The organism is Nocardia sp. NPDC057455 (assembly GCF_042802775.1).
GTDB lineage: Bacteria > Actinomycetota > Actinomycetes > Mycobacteriales > Mycobacteriaceae > Nocardia.
Genome location: NZ_JBHVDM010000037.1, coordinates 37,716 through 62,767 on the forward strand (window position 1 = coordinate 37,716; position 25,052 = coordinate 62,767).

Annotated in this window: 24 protein-coding genes and 1 tRNA gene; 9 read left to right on the forward strand and 16 right to left on the reverse strand. The window is 66.6% G+C overall.

From position 1 onward, the window contains the following. Positions 1-7 precede the first annotated feature (7 nt). Genes ACFU5M_RS17145 through ACFU5M_RS17155 form a run of 3 tightly spaced genes read right to left on the reverse strand, consistent with a single transcriptional unit; the run spans position 8 to position 1,100 of the window. Positions 8-193, reverse strand: coding sequence for a hypothetical protein (locus ACFU5M_RS17145; RefSeq protein WP_379049863.1), 186 nt, complete (start codon positions 191-193; stop codon positions 8-10). A gap of 27 nt (positions 194-220) precedes the next feature. Next, on the reverse strand, positions 221-679 hold the full coding sequence (locus ACFU5M_RS17150; protein WP_379049865.1) for a DUF2752 domain-containing protein: 459 nt from the start codon (positions 677-679) through the stop codon (positions 221-223). A gap of 49 nt (positions 680-728) precedes the next feature. Then, positions 729-1,100 carry a glyoxalase superfamily protein gene (locus ACFU5M_RS17155; protein ID WP_379049867.1) on the reverse strand — a complete coding sequence of 124 codons (372 nt, stop codon included), beginning with the start codon at positions 1,098-1,100 and terminating at the stop codon, positions 729-731. A 188-nt stretch (positions 1,101-1,288) separates the two neighbouring features. On the opposite strand from ACFU5M_RS17155, the gene ACFU5M_RS17160 reads away from it, so the two are divergent. The 3 genes from ACFU5M_RS17160 (at position 1,289) to ACFU5M_RS17170 (ending at position 3,634) form a co-directional block, all read left to right on the forward strand. Beyond that, the gene (locus ACFU5M_RS17160; protein WP_379049870.1) at positions 1,289-2,341 is read left to right on the forward strand and encodes an alpha/beta fold hydrolase; all 1,053 of its coding nucleotides are present in this window, start codon (positions 1,289-1,291) and stop codon (positions 2,339-2,341) included. 290 nt (positions 2,342-2,631) lie between these two features. Beyond that, positions 2,632-3,087: a hypothetical protein gene (locus ACFU5M_RS17165; RefSeq protein ID WP_379049872.1), complete on the forward strand. Its 456-nt coding sequence runs from the start codon at positions 2,632-2,634 to the stop codon at positions 3,085-3,087. Between the two features lie 124 nt (positions 3,088-3,211). Next, the gene (locus ACFU5M_RS17170) at positions 3,212-3,634 is read left to right on the forward strand and encodes a PPOX class F420-dependent oxidoreductase (RefSeq protein ID WP_379049875.1); all 423 of its coding nucleotides are present in this window, start codon (positions 3,212-3,214) and stop codon (positions 3,632-3,634) included. A gap of 36 nt (positions 3,635-3,670) precedes the next feature. Here the strand turns inward: ACFU5M_RS17170 and ACFU5M_RS17175 are convergent, their stop codons facing one another. The 5 genes from ACFU5M_RS17175 to ACFU5M_RS17195 form a co-directional block, all read right to left on the reverse strand. Continuing rightward, positions 3,671-4,291, reverse strand: a complete 621-nt coding sequence (locus ACFU5M_RS17175) for a hypothetical protein (RefSeq protein WP_379049878.1) — start codon at positions 4,289-4,291, stop codon at positions 3,671-3,673. A gap of 118 nt (positions 4,292-4,409) precedes the next feature. Continuing rightward, positions 4,410-6,038 (reverse strand): MFS transporter, encoded by a 1,629-nt coding sequence (locus ACFU5M_RS17180; RefSeq protein ID WP_379049880.1) that lies wholly within the window; start codon positions 6,036-6,038, stop codon positions 4,410-4,412. A 343-nt stretch (positions 6,039-6,381) separates the two neighbouring features. Further along, complete coding sequence (locus ACFU5M_RS17185) at positions 6,382-7,653, reverse strand: PP2C family protein-serine/threonine phosphatase (protein WP_379049883.1); 1,272 nt, start codon at positions 7,651-7,653, stop codon at positions 6,382-6,384. Continuing rightward, complete coding sequence (locus tag ACFU5M_RS17190) at positions 7,650-8,459, reverse strand: alpha/beta fold hydrolase (RefSeq protein WP_379049886.1); 810 nt, start codon at positions 8,457-8,459, stop codon at positions 7,650-7,652. Before ACFU5M_RS17190 ends, ACFU5M_RS17185 begins: the two co-directional genes overlap by 4 nt. Positions 8,460-8,831: 372 nt before the next feature. Next, complete coding sequence (locus ACFU5M_RS17195; protein WP_379049889.1) at positions 8,832-9,335, reverse strand: SPW repeat protein; 504 nt, start codon at positions 9,333-9,335, stop codon at positions 8,832-8,834. A 131-nt stretch (positions 9,336-9,466) separates the two neighbouring features. On the opposite strand from ACFU5M_RS17195, the gene ACFU5M_RS17200 reads away from it, so the two are divergent. Further along, positions 9,467-9,913: a MarR family winged helix-turn-helix transcriptional regulator gene (locus ACFU5M_RS17200; RefSeq protein WP_379049892.1), complete on the forward strand. Its 447-nt coding sequence runs from the start codon at positions 9,467-9,469 to the stop codon at positions 9,911-9,913. Positions 9,914-9,955: 42 nt separating this feature from the next. Here the strand turns inward: ACFU5M_RS17200 and ACFU5M_RS17205 are convergent, their stop codons facing one another. Then, on the reverse strand, positions 9,956-10,246 hold the full coding sequence (locus ACFU5M_RS17205; protein ID WP_379049895.1) for a hypothetical protein: 291 nt from the start codon (positions 10,244-10,246) through the stop codon (positions 9,956-9,958). Between the two features lie 744 nt (positions 10,247-10,990). Here ACFU5M_RS17205 and ACFU5M_RS17210 point away from each other — a divergent pair. From ACFU5M_RS17210 to ACFU5M_RS17225, 4 genes are all read left to right on the forward strand, one after another. Next, positions 10,991-11,215 carry a hypothetical protein gene (locus ACFU5M_RS17210; RefSeq protein ID WP_379049897.1) on the forward strand — a complete coding sequence of 75 codons (225 nt, stop codon included), beginning with the start codon at positions 10,991-10,993 and terminating at the stop codon, positions 11,213-11,215. Between the two features lie 153 nt (positions 11,216-11,368). After that, on the forward strand, positions 11,369-12,136 hold the full coding sequence (locus ACFU5M_RS17215) for an SDR family oxidoreductase (RefSeq protein WP_379049900.1): 768 nt from the start codon (positions 11,369-11,371) through the stop codon (positions 12,134-12,136). Positions 12,137-12,969: 833 nt separating this feature from the next. After that, positions 12,970-14,130, forward strand: a complete 1,161-nt coding sequence (locus ACFU5M_RS17220; protein ID WP_379049903.1) for an FAD-dependent monooxygenase — start codon at positions 12,970-12,972, stop codon at positions 14,128-14,130. A gap of 242 nt (positions 14,131-14,372) precedes the next feature. Then, positions 14,373-14,924 (forward strand): dihydrofolate reductase family protein, encoded by a 552-nt coding sequence (locus ACFU5M_RS17225; RefSeq protein ID WP_379049906.1) that lies wholly within the window; start codon positions 14,373-14,375, stop codon positions 14,922-14,924. 107 nt (positions 14,925-15,031) lie between these two features. Here ACFU5M_RS17225 and ACFU5M_RS17230 read toward each other — a convergent pair. The 5 genes from ACFU5M_RS17230 to ACFU5M_RS17250 all read right to left on the reverse strand — a co-directional run bounded on the left by ACFU5M_RS17230 (position 15,032) and on the right by ACFU5M_RS17250 (position 20,753). Further along, positions 15,032-15,107, reverse strand: a tRNA-Thr gene (locus ACFU5M_RS17230). Positions 15,108-15,169: 62 nt separating this feature from the next. Then, positions 15,170-16,375: a DNA polymerase III subunit delta' gene (locus ACFU5M_RS17235; protein ID WP_379049931.1), complete on the reverse strand. Its 1,206-nt coding sequence runs from the start codon at positions 16,373-16,375 to the stop codon at positions 15,170-15,172. A gap of 405 nt (positions 16,376-16,780) precedes the next feature. Continuing rightward, positions 16,781-17,287, reverse strand: coding sequence for a DUF664 domain-containing protein (locus ACFU5M_RS17240; RefSeq protein ID WP_379049908.1), 507 nt, complete (start codon positions 17,285-17,287; stop codon positions 16,781-16,783). A 37-nt stretch (positions 17,288-17,324) separates the two neighbouring features. Further along, positions 17,325-20,171, reverse strand: coding sequence for a type I DNA topoisomerase (topA, locus tag ACFU5M_RS17245; protein ID WP_379049933.1), 2,847 nt, complete (start codon positions 20,169-20,171; stop codon positions 17,325-17,327). A gap of 375 nt (positions 20,172-20,546) precedes the next feature. Further along, on the reverse strand, positions 20,547-20,753 hold the full coding sequence (locus ACFU5M_RS17250; protein ID WP_011206895.1) for a cold-shock protein: 207 nt from the start codon (positions 20,751-20,753) through the stop codon (positions 20,547-20,549). A gap of 436 nt (positions 20,754-21,189) precedes the next feature. Between ACFU5M_RS17250 and ACFU5M_RS17255 the strand changes: the two genes are divergently transcribed. After that, on the forward strand, positions 21,190-23,574 hold the full coding sequence (locus tag ACFU5M_RS17255) for a DEAD/DEAH box helicase (RefSeq protein WP_379049910.1): 2,385 nt from the start codon (positions 21,190-21,192) through the stop codon (positions 23,572-23,574). A gap of 288 nt (positions 23,575-23,862) precedes the next feature. Here ACFU5M_RS17255 and ACFU5M_RS17260 read toward each other — a convergent pair whose 3' ends face one another. Next, positions 23,863-24,294, reverse strand: coding sequence for an Rv3654c family TadE-like protein (locus tag ACFU5M_RS17260; RefSeq protein WP_379049913.1), 432 nt, complete (start codon positions 24,292-24,294; stop codon positions 23,863-23,865). 463 nt (positions 24,295-24,757) lie between these two features. Then, positions 24,758-25,052, reverse strand: a 295-nt coding sequence (locus ACFU5M_RS17265; RefSeq protein ID WP_379049915.1) for a TadE family type IV pilus minor pilin, incomplete at its 5' end; no start/stop codon positions are given.

Genomic DNA, 25,052 nt, shown 5'->3' on the forward strand with positions numbered 1-25,052 from the left:
GGCTCGATCAGAACACCAGATAGCGCGCGGCGAGTTCCTCGACGAGCGGATCGTCCTCCGCGACGTTCGCCAGCGCGTCCAGATCGGTTTCCACGGCGATCTGCCGAGGATCGTCGTGCTCGGTGTCCCGCGGATCCTCGATGAGCTGGCGCAGCAATTTCTCCCGCACCCGGGTCTTCAGCGAATCGTTCATACCTGGGGGTGCCCCCACATCGGCGTGTTACACGGGTGTGAACAGGGTCCCCCACGGCGTATTGCGCACGACGGTGTAGATCGCCAGCAAGGCGAAGAATGTCCACATGGTGGTCCGGCTGATCGACGGCAGCCGCATCTTCTGCCCACGCCAGGCCTGGCGCGTCCAGTCCGTCACCCACACCGCGAACGCCAGGACCAGCGGAATCGCGAGCAGGTTACTGTGCATGGCATCGAGCACGTGCCCGTCGGTGAGATTGTGCACGGCGCGCATCCCGCCGCAGCCGGGGCAGTACCAGCCGGTCAGCGCGTAGACCGGGCAGGTGCCGTAGGAGCCTTCGACGTGCGGGTCGCGCACATGCAGCAGCACGCCGACGCCTACGCCGACTCCCGCGACGAGGAGGGGAAGTCCGATGCCGCGCCAACCGGTCCTCGGCTCGGATCGCAGGTCCGTCGCGGGGCCGGGTGCAGGTTGCGCGATGTCCACGAAGTCAACCGTAACCGTGTGGCGATCGGGGACGCCACAGTAGCGCCGCCTATTTCGGCTGCGCGAATCGGAGCACGTTGCCGGACGGGTCGACCAGCTCGAACCCCGGCCCACCCGGACCGTCCTCCGGGCGACCGGGTTCGGCATAGCGGTAATTCTCGGCGCTCAGCTCGGCATGCCAGGCGAAGACGTCGCCGACCGCGATCCACACGACGCTGCCCGGCGTGCCGTCCCCGTGGTGCTCGCTGAGGTGAAGCGTCGCCTCGGCCCGGGAGAGCTGGGCATAGAGCGGGAACTCCGCGCCGAACCGGTGCTCCCAGTCGACCGTGAAGCCCAGGTAATCCCGGTAGAACTCATAAGCCCGCGCGACATCGAACATGCGCAGGACGGGCACCGGCGGGGCGAAGTGCATGGCGGTCATGCCGTGATCTTGGCATCGCACCGCGACAAGTCCGATACCCCGCGCAACGGTTCATTCCGAAATGATCTTTTGCGGTAGCGATTCCGGGGGTACTCCCCGATATACACCAGGAATGCCGTCGTGCAGCGCTAGCACTAGCAAGCACTTTGCTTGCACTGTACGGTGACGGTGGACACAAAGGAGTGCTCATGCTGGCGAAGTCGATGAGGACGCTGGCGGACGCGCACAACGGTGCGCTGACCGCCGACTACCGTGCCGGACTGCGGTCCCGCACCTTCCGGACCGCGTCGTTGAACGCGCCCACCGCCCGACACGCGGTCATCCCCGTCACCACCAAGGACGGCGCTCGCCTGCGAGTACACGCGTACGGTCCCGCCGAGGGCGATGTCATCGTCCTGATCCACGGCTGGAGTTGCAGCATCGAGTACTGGAACCCGCAGATCAACGCGTTCGCCGACCGGTATCGCGTGGTCTGCTACGACCAGCGCGGCCACGGCGCGAGCGAACTCGGAAGGTCGGTTCCCAGCAAAGAGTCGCTGGCCGACGACCTCTCGGTGGTCCTGAAAGCCACGCTCCGCCCCGGGCAGCGGGCCGTTCTGGTCGGCCACAGCATGGGCGGAATCACAGTGCAGGCGTGGGCCGCTCGCTATCCGGAGCAGGTGCGCAAGCAGGCCGCCGCCGCAATCCTGTTGAATAGTTCCTCGGGCAACATCCGCTACGACACCGATCTGCTTCCACTGCTGAACAAGCCGCTGACGCTGGCGGACCGGCCGATCACCGTGCTCGGCGCCACCGTGCGGATGCCGATGATCGTCGCGGAGACGCTGCTCACCGCCCCCGTCCCGCTGCCGGGCGGCTGGCCCGTCAGCGCGCTGCTCAAGGCGCGTGTGATGACTCCGCACGCCACCGCCGACCAAGTGGAATTCGCGCTCGGCATCGTGCGCTCCTGCCGCCCGCTCACTCGCGGCAGGCACGCCGCCGCGCTGGCCGACATGGACCTCGCCGAAGCCGCCGCTTCACTCACCGTGCCCACCACGGTGATCGCGGGTGCGCACGACCGCTTGCTGCCCGAACGTATGTCGCGCCGCATCGCCGACGCCCTCGCCGAGAGCGGCCATTTGGCCGCTTACCACGTGTGGCCCACCGGCCACCTGGGCAATATCGAAGCCGCCGACCGCTTCAACGCGGAATTGGCCGCTATCGCCGAGACGGCCCACCTGCGCTCGGCAGCCGCGGGCTGACCTGGAGACCGATCTCCTGGGCCGGTCGACGACGCCCGGTCCAGGGGCAACGATCTCCCGCGAGGGTGGTCCGATCGGTCTCCGGTCTGCTCGTCGCCCCCTTTCGGTTGCTAACTAGATACTGCACCGACAGCTCTTCAGGAAGCCATCTGTCCCTCACCTCGAATTTCCGGCGTTTCTACGCCGAATTCCCTGCGTTCAGCTAGATCGCCGGACACTCTCGTTAACATTCGGCGAACTCGAGTCGACTCAGAGGGCAGACAGTTCGGGTTCCGACGAAGGGAGCAGCGGTGAGTGTCTGGCGTGGCGTGGCGGTCTTGGCTCTGGCGATCGGCGCATCGGGTGTGATAACCCCGGCGGCCTCCGCGCTTCCCCTCGGCGTCCCCCCTGCGCGAACGCTCTGCGGCGGTGACGGTGCCGGCATCGGCATGATCGCCGCCTTTTACGACCCCGACCGCAACTACTCCGGTGTTCCGACGCTGTGGATCCACCCGGAGTTCGTCTTCACACCCAGCCGGCCCGGCGGCTCCTGCGGCGTCACGGTCACCGTTTCCTGGCGGAACTCCGATACGGGCGTGCTGGGGACCCTTCCCCCGATCCGGGTCGACGACAGCACCCCGGCCGAGGAGAACGTCGCAGGCTCGTGGATACCGGTCGGCATTCCCTCCGGCCTCGGCCGAGTGGAAGTCCTGATCGCGACCGACTCTCCCCACGTACCGGGCAAGGGAGTCTTCGTAGTCACGTAGTCCTGGCGCACCGCCTCCGACACGACCGGTCGGTTTCCGGAGAGGTCCGAACGCTTGCTCCGAGCGCGATCTCGGCGAGTGCCGGGGCGGGAATGAAAATATCGGCCGAGCGGTAGAACAACACATGAAACTCGATGACGACGCCCGCGCACTCATCGGGCCTGGTGCCGACGCGACGCTTGTGACCATCAATCCGGACGGCAGCCCCCAGGTTTCGGTCGTCTGGGTGGCATTGCAACCGACACCGGACGGCGATGAACTCGTCACCGCCCATCTCGGCGTCTATCAGAAGATCCGGAACGTCCGCCGCGACCCTCGCGTCGCGGTGACCATCCTTTCCCCGGAACGGGGTGAGGTTATGCGCCCGTATCTCTCGATCGCCGGCACCGCGAGGGTCGTCGAGGGGGGCGCACCGGAGCTGCTCGAAGAACTCGCCAAGACTCTTGCCGGTCCGAACGTCGAGTTCCCCCCGGCAGATGCCCCGCCGGGATACCTCACCCGGATCCGCATCGATAAAGTCGGTGGCATCGGACCCTGGGCCTCCTGACGCCGCCGCAGGCCCCGTGCTCCGGCTGAGCCGAACTCAGCCGGAGCGACGGCGTAACTTCATGCGCCGCACCCATTGCGCGATAGCCGCCACGGCCGAGAACATCGCCGTCGCGCCCGCCAGCAACGCGGTGCTCGTGAGTTTCGCGGTGGAGAACTCCACTTTCCGCAGTCCCGGCAGCGGGTATTGCCCGTTGCCCGAGGCCCATCGGATCACGTAGCCGACCTGAGTCCCGAGATCGGTGGGAGGGCCGGACCCGATCATGGAGCGCAGCTCCGGTCCCTTTCCATTCAGATAGACCAGCGTGAAGGCGATGAAGAGCGCCGCCGCCACCGCGGAACCGGTCGTCAAGCGAGCAAGCGCTTCAGTGCGGGCCCAGAGATTGATCACCGCGGCAAGGACGGTGAGGAAGATCGCGATGGTGGCGAGAATGGCCCACTTGCCGCTGAGGTTGGAATGCGCCGGCGGACTCTTCGACCAGAGGCCGACGAGCGTGGTGGTGATATGGGTCTGGCCGAAGGCATTGCTCCAGATGGTGCCATCGGGCCCTCCGGTGGTGAGCCACGGCTTGAACAACAAAGTGAAGGTGATCAAGCTCCCCACCGCGGCACACAGGAAGCCCGCGTTGTCCCGGAGCGAGATCACCAGCGGCCGCATCAGCGCCCGTAGTTTCTCGACGGCGACTCGGCGTTTGCGGGCACCCTCCGCTGACCGGCGCGGTGCGGCTGCCTGTCGATCCTTGCTCGTCCGCCACGGAGTCGGCTGCACCATTTCGCTAATCCCTGTTCGTTGCATCGATACTCGACGGCCCGTCGGATATCGGCTCACTGATCAAGGACGTGGACACTTGTCCCACCGAAGCGGGCTTCTGCCCGGCATCGACTTCCGGAGCCTGCGAGGCGCTGCTTTTCGAGCCGCCGCCGGGCGCGTCGGATGCCGTTTCGGTGGGTTTCGCCACCGACAGTGGGTCCGCGATGTCCTCCAGCGACTGCCCTTCGGCATCGACTCCGAAGAACCAGGCGACCAGACCGCCGACGATCATGAATCCGGCACCGATCAGGTACCCCACCGTGAGCGGGAAGCGGTCGGGATCCGGGTTGTCGGCGCCGCCTACCAGGTGCCCGAACAGGAACGGGGCGACCACCCCACCGGCGCCCTGCGCGATGGCGAAGAAGAACGAGATGGCCTGTCCGCGCAGTTCCAGCGGGAAGATCTCGCTGACCGTGAGATAGGCAGAGGAAGCGCCCGCCGAGGCGAAGAAGAAGATGACGCACCAGAAGATAGTTTGCGTGGTGGCGTCGAGCATGCCCGCATTGAATGCCCAGGCGGAGACGAAAAGCAGGAAACCTGATATCGAGTACGTCGCGCAGATCATCTTCCTGCGGCCGATGCTGTCGAAGAGCGGGCCGAGCACCAATGGGCCGATCAGATTGCCGACCGCGAAGGGGAAGAAATAGTAACCGGTGTGATGGGCCGGCACGTTGTAGAAATTGATCAGCACCAAGCCGACCGTGAAGAAAATCGCATTGTACAGAAATGCCTGGGTGGCCATCATCGTGAATCCGAGGAAGGAACGGGAGGGATACCGGCCGAAGAATATCCGGCCCATCTGCACATAGGAGAGCCGATCGGTGTCCACGATATCCAGAGCTTTGCTCTGGTCGACCGGGGGGAGTTCGATTCCTCGGCTCCGGACCTGCGCTTCGATCTCGTCGACGGTCCGCTCGGCTTCGTCGGCCCGCCCATGGGTGAGCAGCCAGCGAGGACTCTCCGGGATGTGCCTGCGCAGGAAGATGATGACGAGCCCGAGAACGGGTCCTATGAAGAATCCGAGTCGCCATCCCCAGCCGGTCGGGATGAAACGCTCGTTGAACAGGATCAGACTGGCTGCCGCCCCCAATGCCGCACCACCCCAATAGGTGCCGTTGATCGCGATGTCGACCCGGCCCCGATACTTCGACGGCATGATCTCGTCGATCGCCGAATTGATCGCCGTGTATTCTCCGCCGATTCCGGTGCCCGCGATGAAGCGGAAGAAATACAACGACCACGCATTCCAGGAGAAACCGGCCAAGCCACTGCCGATCAGATAGATCGCCAGGGTCAGGATGAACAGTTTCTTGCGGCCGAGCCGGTCGGTGAGGCGGCCGAAGACGAGTGCGCCGACGACTTGGCCGGCCAGGTACCACGACGCCATCGCGCCGACCTGACCGGAGGTGAGATGCAGCGTTTCGGCATCCTGCAGCGGTCCACCCATGCTGCTGACGATCTGGATCTCGATTCCGTCCAGAATCCAGGAGACGCCCAGCCCGACGACGATGAGCCAGTGGAAGCCGGTCCACGGAAGCCGGTCCATCCGGGCGGGAACCAGACTTCGGACTACCTTGGTTCGGTTTTCCGACACTTGATGATCACCTCGATTTCAGAAGAAGCCGGTTCGTCCGCGGGCCCGCATGGTCGTCGGCCGGATCGGACCGCATCGGCGCCGGGCAACGGTAGGTCCCCGCGGGAGGTAAGCCTCGATCACGTCTCGGCCTCTGCACTGGCGTCGCTCCTCACCACCCCGAGCGAACCTGGTTACGCCAGGGTTACATGAATATTGGTTCGTTGTGAATTGTGCCACCATATGGCGGCTCATTGAAGCCGCAACATATTCCCGGCTCCGCGAAGAGACGTTTCAGCAGGTGATGGTTCGAGGTCCGGTCGCAGGGTCCAGTGGCGGCGGGCCACCCCCGAGCGCGGTGTCCTCAGGCCGAGATCAGGGCGTCGAGCCCTGAGATGGGAGGTAGCGCGTGGATGGCGAGGACGGCGGTGTCGTCTTCCACTCCAGGGCCGAAGGATTCGAGCAGTTGTCGGACCGCCTCGATGCCGCCGGAGGCGGTGACCGGCGCCAGCGCATGAGCGAATTCCAGAAGCGCGCGGTCGCCGTAACGATCGCCGTTCGCCGTAGTGCGGGCTTCGGTCAGCCCGTCGGTGTAGAGAAGAAGCGTGTCGCCGACCTCGAGCCGCTCTTTCCTGGTGACGATCTGGGCGTGCCGGATCGCCCCGATGAGCTGACCGCCCCAGGTGTGCATTTCCTCCACGCTTCCGTCGGAGCGCAAGAGCAGGGCCGGCGGGTGCCCGCCGCCTGCCAAGGTGATGTCGCAACCCCCGCGATCGGGTGTGGGCTCGATCAGTCCGAAGATGATCGTGCAGAACCGTGGATTGTGGCCGTGGTGTCGCTCGGTGAGCGTGGTGTTGAGCATGTCGAGGACGGCGGCCGGATCCTGGGTGTAGGCGGTGGCCGTGCGCAGGGTATAGCGGGACAAGGAGGTGAGGGCCGCGGCGGGAGCGCCTTTGCCGCAGACATCGCCCAAGAACATCCCCCAACTGCCGCCGGTGATCGGGAACAGATCGTAGAAGTCGCCGCCGACCTCGTCGGCGGAGGCGATGTGGTAGTACGCGGCGACCTCGAGGCCGGGAACCTCGGGTAGTTCGGGTGGTAGCAGTGTGGTCTGCAGAGTGGCGTTCAGACGCTGGAGACGTTCACGCTCCTGCTCGGCTTCCCGCCGTGCCCGCAGCAGCTCGGTCTCGTAGTCGCGGCGCTCACGGGCATCGAAGATGGTGGTGCGGATCAGTAGCGGTTGTCCCTGGCTGCCCGTTTTGACCAGCGAGCTCACCAGGACGGGTAGTCGGCGACCGTCGGTGGTCTTCATCTCCAGGGCGATGCCGCGGATCTGCCCCTGCATGCGCAGCAGTGGAGCGAAATGGGTCTCGTGATAGAGGCGGCCACCCACGGTGAGCAGGTCGGAGAAGTGCTTACGGCCGACCAGTTCGTCGCGCCGCCAGCCCAGCCAGTCGAGCAGTGTGGCATTCACCTTGGCGATGCGACCGTCCAACGAGGTGGAGAGGTATCCGCAGGGCGCGTTCTCGTACAGGTCCTCGGCGCTGTCCTCGAGCAACGCGGCGAATGCCGCGTCGTCATCAGTCCCCGCTCCGAGAGCACTGCCACAGTCTCGGTCGCCCGCGGCGCCCGTCATCCGGTCTCGGCGGCGAAAGCGGCTATGGCGGCGGCGGTCTCCGCCGGAGCACTGAGCTGGGGACAGTGGCCGGTCGCCGTCAGCGTGACCAGTCTGCTGCCCGGAATCCGCTCGTGGACGAAGGCCCCGACCTCGAGTGGGGCGATAGCGTCATCGGAACACTGGAGTATCAGAGTCGGTACACCCACCGCCTCGAGATCGGCCCGGTTGTCGGCGAGGAAGGTGACGCGGGCGAAGACGCGCGCGATCTCCGGGTCGGTACGGCAGAAACTGTTGTTGAGTTCCTCGGCCAGTTCCGGGCGGTCGGGGTTGCCCATGATCACCGGCGTTATCGCACCCGACCAGCCCAGATAGTTCGCATCGAGCGCTTCCAGGAGTTCCTCGATGTCGGCGGCGCTGAAACCGCCCCGGTATCCGGTGGCCGGATCGTCGATGAAGCACGGCGAAGGAGCCACCAACACCAGTCCGGCGAAGGCCGCGGGCTCGCGGGCGGCGGCGAGCACTCCCATCGTCGCACTCACCGAGTGCCCGACGAAGATCACCGGCCCCAGATCGAGTTCGCGAAGCAGCGCAAGCACATCCTCGACGTACCCGTCCATGCTGGAATAACGCTGCGGGCTCCACGCCGACAGATCCGAGCGGCCCGCACCCACGTGATCGAACAGCACAACGGTGAAGTCACGCTCCAGCACCGGGACGACCAGCCGCCACATGTGCTGGTCGCAACCGAAGCCGTGGGCGAGCACGACCACCGGTGCACCGGTCTTGCCGCTGACGGTCACATGGTTCCTGCTCAGCACCTTCACACAGACACCTTCGCAGAAAACTCGCGCGAACGCCCGCCGCCGGTCGTTCTGCCTGGCAGCGGGAAGGTGCCCGCCGTCTGCGCAAGCCCGACCGGGTGAGCGCATCGGAGCGGATCGCCGCTTCGTGAGCCGGTCACTACGGAGCAGGCGGCGCGCACGCCGTGGACCGCGGTGCACGCGTGCAGCGTCAGGTCTGGGGTGGCCAGCGCCCTCGGCCACCCCAGACCCAACACCTTTCAGTGTGCGAAGAACGCATGCTCTGACGGCGGAAATTTGCAGGGTTTGCGCACCCAATAACCGGGCCGGCTCAGATCGCGAATATTTCCGACCGAACGACTCGATACCGGGCGTGCCTGCGGCCCGAACTACGTTTCAGCGCGCGGATGTCTCCGGCGGGAGCCCGGACGGTCGCTGGGTTCGCGTCGCCTCCGCGGCAGGCGCCTCTCCGGTGAGACGTCCGGTCCGGCTCATCCCTAGGAACATCGAACCGAGGCCGAGCAGTACCGCGAATGCGCCGGCGACCACGTTGTTCCAGATCGTCGATGTCGTATCAACGTCGCCGCTGACCACCCAAGGAGCCAGGATCGTCCACAGGCCGATCAGTGGCGCGGCCCAGACGATGCCGTGGGTCCGGCCGTATACCGAGGCGAATCCGAGGGCCAGCATCGCCAAGGCGATGCCGACGACGAGGTTGTTGACGGTCAACGTCGAAAAGCCGTTGAATCCCACAACCCACGGGGAGATCGCGATGTAGAGCCCGGTCAGGAACATCAGGCCGGTGACCGCTTGGGCGTCGGGCGCCTCCGAGGCGCGCTCGTACTTCTCCCGCAACTCCACGATGTCGGGATGCCGACTCATCATGGTTTCACTACTCATATTCTCCACCACCCTTCAGACGTAGTGGCGAATCGAAGCTCTCCCGAGCCGGGCAGCCCGCGATCGGTCCCGCAACGCGGCCCGTCCTGATCGCCGCTCACTTCTATATCACTCTGTGATAGTATCACTTCATGATGCATGAGTCGATGCCATCACCCGAACATCCCAGCGACCAGGAGTATTCGCGACTGCTGGCGTTCCGGGCCGGGCTTCGCCGGCTCCTGCGTTGGAGTGAGCGTCGGGCAGCCGAAGTGGGACTCACCGACACTCAGCATCAGCTGCTACTGGCGATCCGTGGGCATTCCGCCCTGGACGGTCCCAGCATCGGAGACATCGCCGGCTACTTGTCCGTCCGCCACCACAGCGTGGTGCAACTGATCGATCGCACCGAGCAACTCGGTCTCGTCGCCCGCAAGCGGGGGCAGAGCAACGACCGCCGCGTCGTCCACCTCACGCTGACCGAGGCAGGCAAGGAAACCTTGGCCCTCCTCGGCGCCACCCATCTGGAAGAACTCCGGCGACTGACCCCACTCCTCGGCGCGCTCGACGACCTGCCCGCCGTGCCGCAGGCAGGATGAGCACGACCGGCCACCCGAGTCGGTGCACCGCTGAACCGGTGTTCATCGCAGGGTGAGCGGGGTTTCGGAATCGACGTGGGTCAGTTTCTGCGGGTTGCGGACGTAGTAGAGGCCGGTGATGTGGGTGTCCTCGACGCGCATCGCCATGACGCCGTCGAGTTCTCCGTCCACATACAGAGCCAGTGCGGCGCTGCCGTTGACCGTGGTCGCCTCGACGGTGAGCGCGACGTCGTTCCCGGTGAGGCCGCCGACGATGAAACGGGCCACCTTGCCCGCACCGATGATCGGACGCGGTGTGGCCTGCTTGATACCGCCTCCGTCGCTGATCGCCACGACGTCGGGTGCGAGTACGTCGAGCAGGCCTCGCAGATCCCTGGTCTCGAGCGCGCGCCGGAAGCCGCTTCGACCTCGCGCGGGGTGACCGAACGGCGCGGTCGCCGGGCTTCGACGTGGCGACGGGCGCGGTGGGCGATCTGATGGACGGCGGCGGGGGTCTTGTCGACGGCGGCCGCGATCTCGTTGGTGCGATTCGCGCCGACCCGCCGTTTCGCCGCTGTTCGAGATTCGGCCGACCGGATTCCAGCTGAGAAAACGAGTGCTCGCGGACAGCGGCGTTGCCCCGGCCTGGCGCACACCAAGGCCGCTGCCGTCGCCGCGAGGCCGCGGAAGGAGGCCTGGCTTCGCGTGGAACCGCCGAGGCATCGAACCCGACGTCCCCACGAGCCCGAAGTCCGACGACCGTAAGTGGCACTCGCGCCGGCGCTCTCGGTGACAACGGACGGCGCCGACCCGGTTGCACCGAGAGCTCCGCATGCCCGGCGCCACACGCCGCTCAGTCGTCGAATTCCGAAGGCGCATCGAGATCTACCGGCAGAACTCGGGGCCGACCGCAACTCTGTAACGTGTTGCGGCGTAACGCCGAATGATCCCATGACTCAGCCCGTACAACACTTTGGAGTTCATATGCGAACCTCGGCTCGAGCGATAGCGATGTGCCTGGCCGCTCCCGCTGTGGCAGTCGTCCTCACGGGAATGGTTACCGGAACGGCTGCCGCCGAGCCCGGCTGCTCAGGATCGATGAACGGCCCATGGTCCTACAACGGGACCTGCCAGGGCGATGCGGGCAGCTACCGACTCGAGATCGACTGCGTCGGATACGACTTCACCGCCAATCCGCCGATCTTGGGCCAGTACACAACGCGCAAAGACCTGCCTGTCGGACAGGCGGGCACGGTGGCTTGTTTCGGGCCCAACTGGTCCAGCGCCGGATGGGGAGTCGGCGCGCGCATCTTCCGGCTCTGACTCGAGAAGATCCGACGACCGCCCGCAGGCCGGCCTCCACTTTTCGACACCGCACCATCAGTGACCTACGACACCTGACCGTCCTGTTACGGAGCTCGGGTCGCCGGCGTCTTGTTTTCGTCCGATAGACGACGAGAAGGCGAGGAGCCGACCATGAGCGGGCCCACCACACACAAGACAGTTGCGCTGATCACCGGCGCGAACAAGGGGATCGGCCGTGGGGCCGCCGAACAGCTCGCCGCGCTGGGTACGACGGTCCTGCTCGGAGCCAGGGATCCGCGGCGCGGAGAGGAGGCAGCGGCGGCACTGCGCGCGTCAGGCGGCGACGCGCACGCCATCGTCCTGGACGTCACCGATCCGATCACCATCGGGGAGGCGGCAAAGCGGATCGCGGAGCGTTTCGGACGGCTCGACGTGCTGATCAACAACGCCGGAATCACCGGCTCCGGGCAGGTCTCGCCGCAGGACGCCTACGATCAAGTGCCCAGTACTGTCGACCTGCAGATGGTCCGGACGGTGTTCGAGACCAACGTTTTCGGGGTGATCGCGGTGACCAACGCAATGCTGCCGCTGCTGCGGCGGTCGTCGGCGCCGCGCATCGTGAATGTCAGCAGCCACGCCGCTTCGCTCACCCTGATCAGCGACCCGAACGGCCCCTTCGCGGGGTTGCTGCCGTCGGCCGCCTACAGCCCTTCCAAGTCCGCGCTGGCCGCGCTGACCGTCAACTACGCCAATGAACTACGCAAGGACGGCTTCCTCGTGAATGCCGCCTGCCCGGGCTACGTCGACACCGACAGCAACAATCACACCGGGTTCCTCACGGTCGCGCAGGGGGCCGCGGTTCTGGTGCGCCTGGCCACGCTCGACGCCGACGGGCCGACCGCGGGCATGTTCAGCGAGGACGGCCCCGTGCCCTGGTGAAGCCGAATCGGACCGGTGCGACAGCCCGCACAGCGCGGGCGCGACCCTGACCAACGACGGGTGATCCATGGCTTCGCTCCGAGGAGAGCTTGTCTTCTGTCCGGGCGTGCACGCGCAGGCGCTGTCAGCCGAGGTCGTCGCGTACCTCGATCCCCAGCGACTCCAGAGCCGGCCGCTTGTCGTGGAGTTGACTCCGCAACTCTCCCGCAAATTGCCTCGGAACAGGAGATCAGTCGACGCCCCGCCCCCCGTTTTCGCACGAATTCATCAACGCGGCGACTTCTGGAGTGCGGGGAAACAGCGTAGTATTCAACTAGGTCGGGACTGTATCTGGAGCCCTATCATGTTCAAGAGAAAGAATTCACACACGAAGTTCGCCCGGTTGGCGGCTGCCACCGGTATAGCCGCAGTTGCTGCGATTCCGGTCGTCGCATCCGCGGCGCAAGCGCCTACCGCGCAAGCGACCACGCCCACGTCTGCAACCCAATTCGTCGACAGCCCTGGTTGGGGTAACGGCGGCGGTTGGGGTCGCGGCGATGGTTGGGGTCGCGGCGGCTGGGGTCGTGGCGACGGTTGGGGTCGCGGCGGCTGGGGGAATGGCGGCTGGGGTAACGGCGGCTGGGGCTGGGGGAATTGGTGGAACCCACCCGGCTGGGGTGGCTGGGGCAGCTTCTAGCGCCGGTGACCGAGCCCGGACACGCACAGCGTGCCGGGCTCGGTTGCATCGAGTACCGATCATGTGAAACCAGATTCGACCAACCGGGCTGGAGCTGGTGACGTTGAAAATCGTGTGTGTCGGTGGCGGGCCGGCGGGCCTGTACTTCGCTATTTCGATGAAGCGGCGCGACCCGGCCCATGACATCACGGTGATCGACCGCGATCCCCCCGGGTCCACGTATGGCTGGGGCGTCGTGTACTGGGACGACCTGCTCGATATTCTGTATCGGAATGACCCCGACAGCGCCCAGGCGGTGCGTGCCGGGTCGGTCCTATGGCGGGAACAGGCAATCCATTTACGGGACGACCAGACCGCACATTTCGGGGGCTACGGGTTCAGCATGGGGCGCGCGGCATTGCTCGACGTACTTTCCCGACGGGCGCGCGAACTCGGCGTCGATGTCCAGCACGGGCGAGAGGTTCACGATCTGTCCGGCTTCGGCGACACCGATCTCATCGTCGCCTCCGACGGCGCGAACAGCCGGGTACGGCAGCTGGGTGATCATCGTTTCGGCACGTCGGTCACACTCGGCGAGAATCGGTATATCTGGCTCGGTACGGACAAGGTCTTCACCCGATTCACCTTCGCCTTCGAACACACCTCAGCCGGCTGGATCTGGTTCCATGCCTACCCGTCGGTTGCCGAAAAGATCAGCACCTGCATCGTTGAGTGCCAACCGCAGACCTGGAATGGACTGGGATTCGATTCCCAGGACAATCTGGAGAACTTGCGTGTTCTGGAGAACATATTCACCCGCCTTCTCGACGGTCACTCGTTGATCAGCAAGACACGTGGCGAATTCGCAAGGTGGAGCCGCTTTCCTGAGGTAATCAACAAAACCTGGTATCACGACAACGTGGTGCTGCTCGGCGACGCAGCGCACACGACGCACTTCACCATCGGTTCTGGCACCCGGCTGGCAATCGTCGACGCCGTCGTGCTTGCACAGAGTCTGTACGAGCACTCCGAACTCGCCGACGCGCTGGAGAACTACGACGCGCAGCGGCGCGCTGCGCTGCGCCCGATCCAGGCCGCCGCCCGGACCAGCATGGTCTGGTTCGAACACGCCGACCGGTATCTCGACCGCAGCGCCGTGCAGTTCGCTTACGCGATGGCGGCTCGGCACGGGCTACAAATGCCGTGGCGATATCAGCGACACCTGCTCACACAGGTGCCCACTGTGCGCAAGATCCAGCGTGCCATCGACTCCGGACAGCGGTGGTTGCGGGCTGTCCGACGGGGGGAACTCGCGATGTATCAGGCGCGCCGGTCATGACGGGACTCCGGCAGGTGCGGTCTACCACTCGCTAGTTCCGATAGGGCCCCTTGACGTCCAATCGGTACCGATTCGTCCAGCCTGTATCCGCCCGTCTCGGCACACTGTCGGCACGCTGGAAATAATGGCTGACCCAGGCATCGACCATTGATTCGGCACACTCACCGCCGCCGTCATGCCCAGCCGCCTTGATGTCCGATGAACGCCGATGAGATTCGAGCGCGCAGGAGGTCTACCCGGTTATGAGGAAACTTGTCTACGGGTTCAGCGTGTCCCTGGACGGCTACATCAACGACCGCGACGGCAGCATCGACTGGACCGACCCGGACGAGGAGCTACACCAGTTCCACAACGACCGCTACCGCGAGATCGAGGTCTCGCTGCACGGCCGTCGCCTGTACGAGCTGATGGCCGAGTACTGGCCGCACGTGCCCGAGGACGCGCCGCGCATCGAGCGTGAATTCAGCAGGCTCTGGACGGAGAAGCCGAAGTTCGTCTTCTCCCGGACGCTCACCGATGTCCACTGGAACAGCACGCTGATCAGCGAGAACGCGGTCGAGGAAGTCCGCAGGCTCAAGGCCGGAGGAGATGGCGTCATGGAGGTCGGTGGCGCGAGCCTCGCGGCCTCGTTGATGCCACACGGGCTCATCGACGAGTACCAACTGTTCCTTATTCCCGTGGTGCTCGGCGGCGGCACACCGCTGTTCCCATCGCTGAGCACCCGCGTCCAGCTCCGATTGGCCGAGACAAGGCACTTCAACACCGCGGTGATGCTGCGCTATCTCACCGACTGAGGCGGCGCAGGCCGCACTCTTCGGGTGATTCGAGGGGATGTTCTCCGCACGTCGGCACACTGGCCGAGCCAATCGTTCGCGCAGAGAGCTGGATACAGCCTCTGACTTGGAGCCGCCTGGGGGAATCGAACCCCCGACCTTTTCATTACGAGTGAAGCGCTCTACCGACTGAGCTAAGGCGGCGTGCCTTTCGGCCAAGCGAGTCTATCGTCTCGCGGGCCGATCACGAAAACAGGTGGTCACGGCTACTGTGCGCGGGCCGCGATGAGGGCGGCGGCCATGGCCGCGAGGGCGAAGCGGGGTTTGACGTTCAGGTCGAGCGCGTTACGGCAGGCCAGAACGGCCTCGATCGACTTCAGCAGGCCTTCGGGGCGCACACGGTCGGCCAGATCGTGGATCTCGTCGGACAGGTCGGGGTGGGTGAGCGCGATACCGGAGCCGAGCCGGGTGGCGCCGAAGCGGACGGCGAGCGCGTCCCGGTAGACGCCGGCGACGTCGATCAAGGCGCGATCGAGTGCGTCGCGGCCGGTGCGGGTCGCGCGAGACTTCTGCCGCCGCTCCAAGTCTTTGAGCACGCCGGCGGAGCCGCGGGTCGCGCTCGCCGCGCCCTTGCCGGTGCCGCCCGCACCCATCGCGGTCGCGAGTTCCTCGCGTTCGCGTTCGTCACGGGCCGCGCTCATCTGCTTGGCCTCGTCGTCGGCCGCGCGCACCAGCTCGTCGGCGGCGGCGTAGGCCGCACCGGGCTTCCCGACCGCGGTGACCAATGCGAGCGCGCGCCTGCGGCGGGTTCGCGCCTCCTCGTCGGTGGCGAGCCTGCGGGCACGGCCGACATGCCCGCCGCTGATCGAGGCGGCCCAGTTCGCGGTCTTCTCGTCCAGGTCGTCCCGTTCCCGCAGTACCCGCGCGATGGCGGGCACTGATGGCGTCACAAGGTGCACGTGCCGGCAGCGGGAGCGCAGCGTGATCGAGATGTCCTCGGGATCGACCGAGGGCGCGCAGAGCAGGAAGACCGTCCGGTCCGGCGGCTCCTCGACGACCTTGAGCAGGACGTTTCCGGCTGCCTCGGTCAACCGGTCGGCATCCTCGATGACCACCACCTGCCAGCGCCCGGTACTCGGCCTGCGCGAGGCCACCTGCACGATTTCGCGCATCTCCTTGGTGCTGATGCTCAGCCCCTCGGGCACCACCCGGCGCACATCGCCGTGTGTGCCCGCCATGGTGGTAGTGCAGGCGTGACACCTGCCGCACCCGGGTGTCCCCGAGTCGGTGCACTGCAACGCCGCCGCGAAACACAGCGCCGCAACGGATCTGCCCGAGCCGGGCGGACCGGTGAACAGCCACGAATGCGTCATCGCGCCTTCGACCGCTCCCCCGCGAGCTGCGACGGCGGCAGCCGTCAACTCGGACTCGACCACCTCCTGGCCGACCAATCGATCGAAGACTCCCGCCACGCCGTACACCCTATCGGCCCCTCCCGACAGTTTCGGGCCGATACCGGAGGGCTCGCGCCACAACAGCGACGTGCGTACTCCCACGCACACCCAGCTCTCCCCAACTGGTGTTTCGAGCCGACACCGCAAGGCTCCCGCCGCGACAGCGACGTGCGTACTCCCACGCACACCCAGCTCGGCCCGCAACAGCCGTGCTGGTCCGCCGCCGTCCCCGGATCGCGCCCACCGTCGCGGTGGATCGGAACGTCGCGCCGCCCGGACCGGCCGGGGAGACGGCGCTCGTGCCGCCCCGAAGAGCTTTGCGCGCTGGATGATGTGCCGGAGGACACCTTCAAGACCCCAAGCGTCGACGAGATCTCACGGCGGCCGCGACGAGTCGGACGCACTCGACCGCCCTGTCCGAGACTAGGAAGCGCGCTGCTGCGTGCTGTTCGCCCCGTCCAGCGCCTCACGGATGATGTCGGCGTGCCCGGAGTGATGCGCGATCTCGCGCAGGATGTGCAGCACCGTGTAGCGCACCGACTGCCAGATGCGCTCCGGCACCCACGGCGACGTCGGCGTGGGGATCGAGGTGTCGAGGCTGTCCGCCGAGCGGATCAGTTCGGCCGTCGCCGCGGCCACCTCGTCCCAAGTGGCCAACAGCCCGGTCACGGTCTCCTCGGCACCCATTACGTACTCGGCGCCGAACTTCGAGATATCCAGTTCCGCGTTCTCGTCCCGCTGCACGATCACCGAGGTCCAGTGCCGTTCACAGCTGACCAGGTGGTGCAGCAGCCCGCCCAGGGTCAGCTCGCTCACCGTGGTCCGCTGTCGCGCCTGCTCGTCGTCGATGCCGCGCAGGGTGATACGGAAGAGCTCGCGCTGGTCGGCGAGCATCGCGATCAGATCCTCGCGCTCCTGTTCGGTACTCATGGCGCTCAGGCTACGGGTGTCGCCACGCCTCGGAAACTCACGACTTCCCGACGCCGGTCTTCTTCGCCGCCGTCTTCTGCGCCGCGGTCTTCTTGGCCACCGTCTTCGTGGTGGTCGCCTTCTTGGCTGCGGTCTTCTTGGCCGCGGCCTTCTTGGCAGGGGCCTTCTTCGCCGCGGCCTTCTTGGCGGTCTTCTTCACCGGCCCGCGGGCCCGCCGGTCGGCGAGCAGTTCCATGGCCCGCTCCGGCGTGATCGACTCGATCTCGTCGCCCTTGCGCAGCGTCGCGTTGGTCTCGCCGTCGGTGACGTACGGGCCGAAGCGGCCGTCCTTGATCACCATCGGCTTGCCGCTGGCCGAGTCGTTGCCGAGTTCACGCAGCGGGGCGGCGCTGGACGCCTGCCGCCCACGGCGTTTCGGCTCCGAGTAGATCTTCAGCGCCTCCTCCAGCGTGACGGTGAAGATCTGGTCCTCGGTGCTCAGCGAACGCGAGTCGGTGCCCTTCTTCAAGTACGGCCCGTAGCGTCCGTTCTGCGCGGTGATCTCCTCGCCGCCTGCCGGGTCGGTACCGACCACACGCGGCAGCGACAGCAACTTCAGTGCGTCGTCGAGCGTGATGGTGGCCAGGTCCATGGACTTGAAGAGCGAGCCGGTACGCGGTTTCGGCGCAGCGGCCTTCTTCGCGGTCTTCTTGGCGGGTTCCTTACCCTGCTCGACCTGCGGTTCGGGCAGAACCTCGGTGACGTAGGGACCGAAACGCCCTTCTTTGGCGACGATCTCGTGACCCGACTCGGGATCGACGCCGAGCGAACGACCCTCCTGCGGCGTCGCGAACAGTTTTTCGGCGACTTCGGGGGTCAGCTCGTCCGGCGGGAGATCGTCCGGCAGGTTGGCCCGCTGCGACACCGGATTACCCTCGGGGTCGTCGGGATTCGCGACCATCCGCTCGAGGTACGGCCCGTACTTGCCGACCCGGACGACGACGTCGCGTCCGTCTGCATCGCTGAACAGTTTGATGGAGTTGATCTCGCGGGCGTCGATGTCGTCGAGCCGCTCCCCCACCATCTTCTTCAAACCGCCGGAGCGCGCGACCGACCCTTCCACGCCGTGATCGCCGCCGAAGTAGAAGCTGGACAACCAGTTTCCGCGCTGCTCGCGCCCACCGGCGATGGCGTCGAGATCGTCTTCCATCGCGGCGGTGAAGTCGAAATCGACCAGGCGGCCGAAATGCTCCTCCAGCAAGCCGATCACGGCGAACGCTACCCACGACGGCACCAGCGCGCTGCCGCGCTTGTACACATAGCCGCGGTCGAGAATCGTCTTGATGATCGACGAATACGTCGAAGGGCGGCCGATGCCGAGCTCTTCGAGCGTCTTGATCAGCGACGCCTCGGTGTAGCGCGCGGGCGGGTTCGTGCTGTGCCCATCGGGATTCAGCTCGACCGCGGTAACCGCCTGGCCTTCCTCCAGCGCGGGCAGCCTGGACTCGGCGTCGTCGGACTGGCCACCCGCCTCCTCGTCGACGCTCTCCACATAGGCCTTCAGGAAGCCCGGGAAGGTGATGGTGCGGCCGGAAGCGGAGAACACGCACTCCTCGCCGGTGCCCGCGACGCCGGTGATGCGCAGCGTCAGCGTGGTACCCCTGGCGTCGGCCATCTGGGAAGCGACCGTGCGCTGCCAGATGAGTTCGTAGAGCCGGAACTCGTCGTTGTCCAACCGCGCGTGCAATTGGCCGGGCGTGGCGAACGTGTCGCCCGCCGGACGGATCGCTTCGTGCGCCTCCTGCGCGTTCTTCACCTTGCGGGTGTACTGCCGTGCGGTCGGGTGCACGAACTCCGAGCCGTAGAGCTGGGTGGCCTGCGCACGGGCCGCGGCGATGGCCGACTCCGACAGCGTCGTCGAGTCGGTACGCATATAGGTGATGTAGCCGTTCTCGTACAGACGCTGCGCGACTCGCATGGTCCGCTCGGAGGTGAAACGGAGCTTACGTCCCGCTTCCTGCTGCAACGTGGAGGTCATGAACGGCGGATAGGGCTTGCGTGTGTACGGCTTGGCCTCCGCCGAGGAGACCACCAGGTCGGTGCCGTCCAGCGCCTCGGCCAGCCGCCGCGCGTAGCCCTCGTCCAGCACGACGACGCCGCCCGCGGCCTTCAGCTGCCCGTCCGATCCGAAATCGCGCCCGGTGGCGACCCGCGCGCCGTCGACGGTGACCAGGCGGGCGCCGAAGGTCCTCGGATTGGCGGCGTCGCTCTCCTCGCCGTTGCCCGCGTCCAGCTTGGCGGCGATGTCCCAGTACTCGGCCGAACGGAACGACATACGCTCGCGTTCGCGCTGCACGATCACCCGGGTGGCCACCGACTGCACGCGGCCCGCCGACAGCCGCGGCATGACCTTCTTCCACAGCACGGGACTGACCTCGTAGCCGTAGAGCCGGTCCAGGATGCGGCGGGTCTCCTGGGCGTCGACCAGATCGTTGTCGAGGTCGCGGGTATCCGCGGCGGCGGCCTGAATGGCCGGTTCGGTGATCTCGTGGAACACCATCCGCCGGACCGGCACCTTGGGCTTGAGCGTTTCCAGCAGGTGCCAGGCGATCGCCTCGCCCTCGCGGTCCGGGTCGGTGGCCAGGTAGAGCTCGTCCGCGTCTTTCAGCAGGCTCTTGAGCTCGGTGACCTTGGCCTTCTTGTCCGGACTGACGACGTAGATGGGTTCGAAGTCGTTGTCCACATCCACGCCGAGGCGCGCCCAGGACTGGCCCTTGTACTTGGCCGGGACATCGGCCGCGCCGCGCGGCAGATCCCGGATATGACCGACCGACGCCTCGACCGTGTAGTTACGACCCAGGTACGGCGCGATCTTGCGGGCCTTGGTCGGGGACTCGACGATCACGAGACGACGCAGGGCACGGCCCTGGTCGGCTGCACCGCGGTCTCGTGTTGCCACCGGCGAATACACCTTTCCTGATCGACCCGCGCTGCGTAGTTTCCGCTGTGCGCGGCTTGGGGTGAGCGGCTGCGACGGCTGAACGTCGCACCAGACACGTTTATACCGTGACGCCGCGTGTGGTCGAGTGCTTGCGACTCGAACCACTGAGCGTACGCCCGGAAGTTCGAATCAGTATGCCTTGCCGTTTCGCCACACCTGCGCCGCGGCATGCTCGGCGGATCGTTCCGCCGGCTCACACGGGCCGTGACTACCCCAGATATAGCTCGTCCCTCACCCCGTTACCGGTGGTGAGGGACGAGCTGTGGATCCTCGCGCCGCTCAGCTGAGCGCACGCACTCCGGTGGCCTGCGGGCCCTTGGTGCCCTGGCCGACCTCGAACTCGACCTTCTGGTTCTCCTCGAGGGTGCGGAAACCCGAACCCTGGATCTCGGAGTAGTGGACGAAGACGTCAGCGGAGCCGTCCTCCGGCGCGATGAAGCCGAACCCCTTCTCCGCGTTGAACCACTTCACAGTTCCCTGTGCCATTCTGTTCCTTCTCTTTTCTTACCGGAACGGCGGACAACTGGGTTCGTCCACCGGGTCCGTTCCGACCGCTGTACTGTTGGTTCCCCCTGCAGGAAAGCACCAAGCACACCGTTCGCAACATCGATCCTGCTGACGGTTTGGACTTTGGATCCGTCCCTCGAACACAGAAGCTTGCGACCAGGAACCAGTGAACCATGTCTCCGGGCAATTCAACAGTCGAGTTACCGACAATTTGCAAAAAAGTTGATCTTGCGAATGTGCAGGTGAGGGACACAATGGTGGAATCCAGACCTATGGTTCGTTTGCTTGGTGATAACCGAGTCGACGTTCAGCAAAGAAGCTGTGACCCAGGTCGCTATTTGGTATCGAAATGGCAGGTGGGGGTTCCCGGACGCACACGTTTCACACTTCCGGAGCGTGTGGCGGGGTTCGCCTCGTGAATCAGCCGGACTCAGCGCTGCGTGGGCGGCCTCCCGCGGGGCCCAGCTACGGGACATCGTTGCTGAACCGTGTCCTAGCCGGGGTGCCGCACAACGACCCCCGGCTGACGCATGTGGTCGAGCTGCCCGCGCGTCCTGCCGAACACTCCGCGTGGCCCGCCTGGGCGTCTCCGGAAGTAGTTGCGGCATTACGCGGCACGGGCGTCGACGCGCCGTGGCGCCATCAGGCGCAGACGGCGGACCTGGCGTTCCACGGTCGGCACGTGGTGGTGAGTACCGGGACCGCCTCGGGCAAATCGCTCGGCTACCAGCTTCCGGTGCTCACGGCGCTGCAAGCCGATCCCAAGGCCACCGCACTGTATTTGTCGCCGACGAAGGCGCTCGGCGCCGATCAACTGCGCGCGATCGGCTCGCTCGCGCACGAAGGTCCGTTGCGCGATATCCATCCGGCCACCTACGACGGCGATACCCCGGCCGAGATCCGGCAGTGGGTACGCGCCAACGCGCGGTGGATATTCACCAATCCGGACATGCTCCACCTGGGCATACTGCGGTCCCACCAGCGCTGGGCGCGCGTGCTGCGCAGGCTGCGTTATGTGGTGGTCGACGAATGCCACGCCTATCGCGGTGTTTTCGGCTCGCATGTCGCGCTGGTACTGCGCAGGCTGCGGCGGATCGCCGCACGATACGGCGCGGACCCCGTGTTCGTGCTCTGCTCGGCGACCTCGGCCGACCCGGAGGAAGCCGCGTCGCGCCTGATCGGCGCGCCGTGCACCGCGGTCGCCGTGGACGGATCGCCGCAGGGGCCGCGAACCGTCGCCCTCTGGGAACCACCGTTGCTCACCGCGGTGACCGGCGAGAACGGGGCGCCGGTGCGCAGGCCCGCCACCATGGAGGCGGCGCGGATCATGGCGGAGTTGGTGGCCGAAGGCGCGCGGACCTTGACCTTCGTCCGCTCGCGCCGCGCCGCCGAACTCACCGGCATGGAGGCCAGAAGACTGCTGGCCGAGACCGATCCGGACGCGGCCGCGCGGGTGGCGTCCTACCGCGCGGGATACCTCGCGGAGGATCGGCGTGATCTGGAAGCGGCTTTGTCGGACGGATCGCTGCTGGGCGCGGCGACGACCAACGCATTGGAACTCGGCGTCGATATCGCGGGGCTGGACGCCGTGGTCCTCTCCGGTTTTCCCGGAACGGTCGCGTCGTTCTGGCAGCAGGCCGGACGGGCCGGACGACGCGCTCAGGGGTCGCTCGTGCTGCTCGTGGCGCGGGACGACCCGTTGGACACCTACCTGGTCCACCACCCGGAAGCACTGCTGGACAGGCCGATCGAGGCCACCATCACCGATCCGCGCAATCCCTACGTGCTGGGACCGCAGCTTCTGTGCGCGGCGTTGGAGCTGCCGCTCACCGACGCCGAGGTGGCCGAACTCGGCGCAGGCGAAGTACTTGCCGAGCTGGCGGCGAAAGGACTGATCAGGCGGCGCGGAATCGAGGATCGCGCACGCTGGTACGTGACCGCGGAGACGCAGCCGCACGACGCGGTGGACGTCCGGGGCGGAATCGGCGCTCCGGTAGCCATCGTGGACGGCGAGACCGGCAGGCTGCTCGGCACCGCCGACGCGGGGCGAGCCCAGGCCACGCTGCATCGAGGCGCCGTTCACCTGCACCAGGGCGAGACATACGTGGTCGACGAGCTGGATCTCGATGACGGAGTGGCCTTCGTGCACGCCGCCGAGCCCGGCTGGACCACCAGCGCGCGTCAGGTGACCTCGATCGCCATCGACGCGGTGACCGATCGCCGCGTCCATGGTCACGTGACAGCCGGCCTGGCCCGGGTACGGGTCACCAGTCAGGTGATCGGCTACCTGCGCACGCTGGTCACCGGTGAAGTGCTCGATCTGGTCGAACTCGACCTACCGCCGCAGACGCTGCCCACCAGGGCGGTCATGTACACGGTGACACCGGAACTACTGGCGCTGGCCGGAATCGAACCCCAGGACGTGCCCGGGGCGCTGCACGCGGCCGAACACGCGGCGATCGGGCTGTTACCCCTGGTGGCGACCTGTGATCGGTGGGACATCGGCGGTGTCTCCACCGCCGAGCATCCGGACACCGGGCTGCCCACCGTCTTCGTCTACGACGGCCAGGCCGGCGGGGCGGGATTCGCCGAGCGCGGCTTCGCTCGACTGCGGCAATGGCTTTCGGCGACCCTGTCGGCCATCGAGTCGTGCGGCTGCGCGGCCGGCTGTCCGTCCTGCGTCCAATCACCCAAGTGCGGCAACGGGAACCACCCGCTGGACAAGGCCGCAGCGGCACGCCTGCTCACGGCCGTGCTGGCCGAACTGTCCGCCGGTGCGGACGCGTCGACCGATTCGTGACAGCGCGGAGCCGGACGCGTGACCAATTGTCGACCTTGCCAGTGCGCACGCTGGGAAGATTGGGAAACCTCCTAGTGGAACGACGCCGCTTCACCTCCACGGAATAAAAAGGATTAGATTCATGTTAACTAGAGTATTGCCACCGGTTGCATTGCGGACATGCGCATTCATCGCTATTCGATATCCCGGACCCGAACGGGAATTCCTCGGGCCCGCTTTTAACCGGCCAGTAGAATTACCGATTTCCGCTACCGTACGCGACGCAAGGGCGACCGTGTATCGAACTCGTCAGCGTTCAGCCGGCCCTGCCCGCGCGCTCGCCTGAACGACGCAATCGCCATACAGACCTATTGGTACATTCCTTTCCACAGCGACCGTGGCATCCCACTCCGCCGCCTCACAGAGGCGGATTCGCGCCCCCATCCGCCGCGCCACTTCGTGCGCCTCCGCGCATCCGGCTTCGACGCCCTCCACCAATGCACCGGCCGCGGCCAGCGCCGCCATATCGGCGGCTGCCTGCGCCCGATGCCGCGCCACCACCACGATGCCCACCTGCGCGATCAGCAGCGTCAATCCGATCAGCGCGACGAGCGCCAGGCAGGTGAAGACGGTGGCCAACCCGTCCTCCCCGGACGCGCGGTGCCATACCGCGGCGCCCCTGCGGTGTGCGAGCCGGTCGCCGCTGTGGACCTGCTCCTTGTGTTCGCCCAGGACGGTCATGTCACCCTCGCTGGGAGAATCGGAATGGGTCCTTCCGATCGACGCCTGTGCCGGAGGATGGCGACTTCCGCCGGGCACACTTCGGCGGCGTCGAACGCAGCAGACCGACCCACGGGCAGCGCTCCGGACCACCGGCAGCCCACCGCAGCACTCCGGACCAACGGCAGCCCACCGGACCACCGACGGCCCACCGCAGCACTCCGGACCAACGGCAGCCCACCGGACCACCGACGGCACTCCAATGCACGGCAGCACTCCAAACCCACCGGCAGCACTCCGGACCAGGACGGTATGGGGATCGGCGTCGCCTCGCCGACGGAGAGCGTGCCGAGAACGCGCCAGCGAAGGCACTCCGCGCATCCCGCTCGGACACCAGCCGACCGAACGGTGCGGCACCGACGACCCCCTCCTTCGGTAGGTGATGCGCAGCCTGGCCGTGCGGGAGTGCACTGTGGATACCGCTTCACTGCTCGGCCCCGGGTTCGAGGGTCGCGATCGCTTCCGCGCGGAGAGTGAGCAGGGGAAGCAGCGGGGTTCGTGCGGAGACCACGGCTATGGCACGAGTGCCCTCGGTGCGGAGCGCGATGTCGGCCGACGGCGGGGCAATGCGCTCGGCCGCCGGACGGGCGTTCGCATGATCGCCCCGTGCGGCGAGGCGGGCCGCTTCGCGGGCGGCGTCGACACAGCGGACATGGGTCGACGCCGCCAGCAAGGCTCCGAGACAGAGCACGACGGCGGCCACGAGCGCAGTCAGTGCG

Excerpts from the sequence above, each read along its gene's own strand:
- ACFU5M_RS17145 (WP_379049863.1), bottom strand. The coding sequence starts at position 193 with ATGAACGATTCGCTGAAGACCCGGGTGCGGGAGAAATTGCTGCGCCAG.
- ACFU5M_RS17155 (WP_379049867.1), bottom strand. The coding sequence starts at position 1,100 with ATGACCGCCATGCACTTCGCCCCGCCGGTGCCCGTCCTGCGCATGTTC.
- ACFU5M_RS17160 (WP_379049870.1), top strand. The coding sequence starts at position 1,289 with ATGCTGGCGAAGTCGATGAGGACGCTGGCGGACGCGCACAACGGTGCG.
- ACFU5M_RS17170 (WP_379049875.1), top strand. The coding sequence starts at position 3,212 with ATGAAACTCGATGACGACGCCCGCGCACTCATCGGGCCTGGTGCCGAC.
- ACFU5M_RS17175 (WP_379049878.1), bottom strand. The coding sequence starts at position 4,291 with ATGCGGCCGCTGGTGATCTCGCTCCGGGACAACGCGGGCTTCCTGTGT.
- ACFU5M_RS17185 (WP_379049883.1), bottom strand. The coding sequence starts at position 7,653 with ATGACGGGCGCCGCGGGCGACCGAGACTGTGGCAGTGCTCTCGGAGCG.
- ACFU5M_RS17195 (WP_379049889.1), bottom strand. The coding sequence starts at position 9,335 with ATGAGTAGTGAAACCATGATGAGTCGGCATCCCGACATCGTGGAGTTG.
- ACFU5M_RS17200 (WP_379049892.1), top strand. The coding sequence starts at position 9,467 with ATGATGCATGAGTCGATGCCATCACCCGAACATCCCAGCGACCAGGAG.
- ACFU5M_RS17210 (WP_379049897.1), top strand. The coding sequence starts at position 10,991 with ATGAACGGCCCATGGTCCTACAACGGGACCTGCCAGGGCGATGCGGGC.
- ACFU5M_RS17215 (WP_379049900.1), top strand. The coding sequence starts at position 11,369 with ATGAGCGGGCCCACCACACACAAGACAGTTGCGCTGATCACCGGCGCG.
- ACFU5M_RS17220 (WP_379049903.1), top strand. The coding sequence starts at position 12,970 with ATGAAGCGGCGCGACCCGGCCCATGACATCACGGTGATCGACCGCGAT.
- ACFU5M_RS17225 (WP_379049906.1), top strand. The coding sequence starts at position 14,373 with ATGAGGAAACTTGTCTACGGGTTCAGCGTGTCCCTGGACGGCTACATC.
- ACFU5M_RS17240 (WP_379049908.1), bottom strand. The coding sequence starts at position 17,287 with ATGAGTACCGAACAGGAGCGCGAGGATCTGATCGCGATGCTCGCCGAC.
- ACFU5M_RS17250 (WP_011206895.1), bottom strand. The coding sequence starts at position 20,753 with ATGGCACAGGGAACTGTGAAGTGGTTCAACGCGGAGAAGGGGTTCGGC.
- ACFU5M_RS17260 (WP_379049913.1), bottom strand. The coding sequence starts at position 24,294 with ATGACCGTCCTGGGCGAACACAAGGAGCAGGTCCACAGCGGCGACCGG.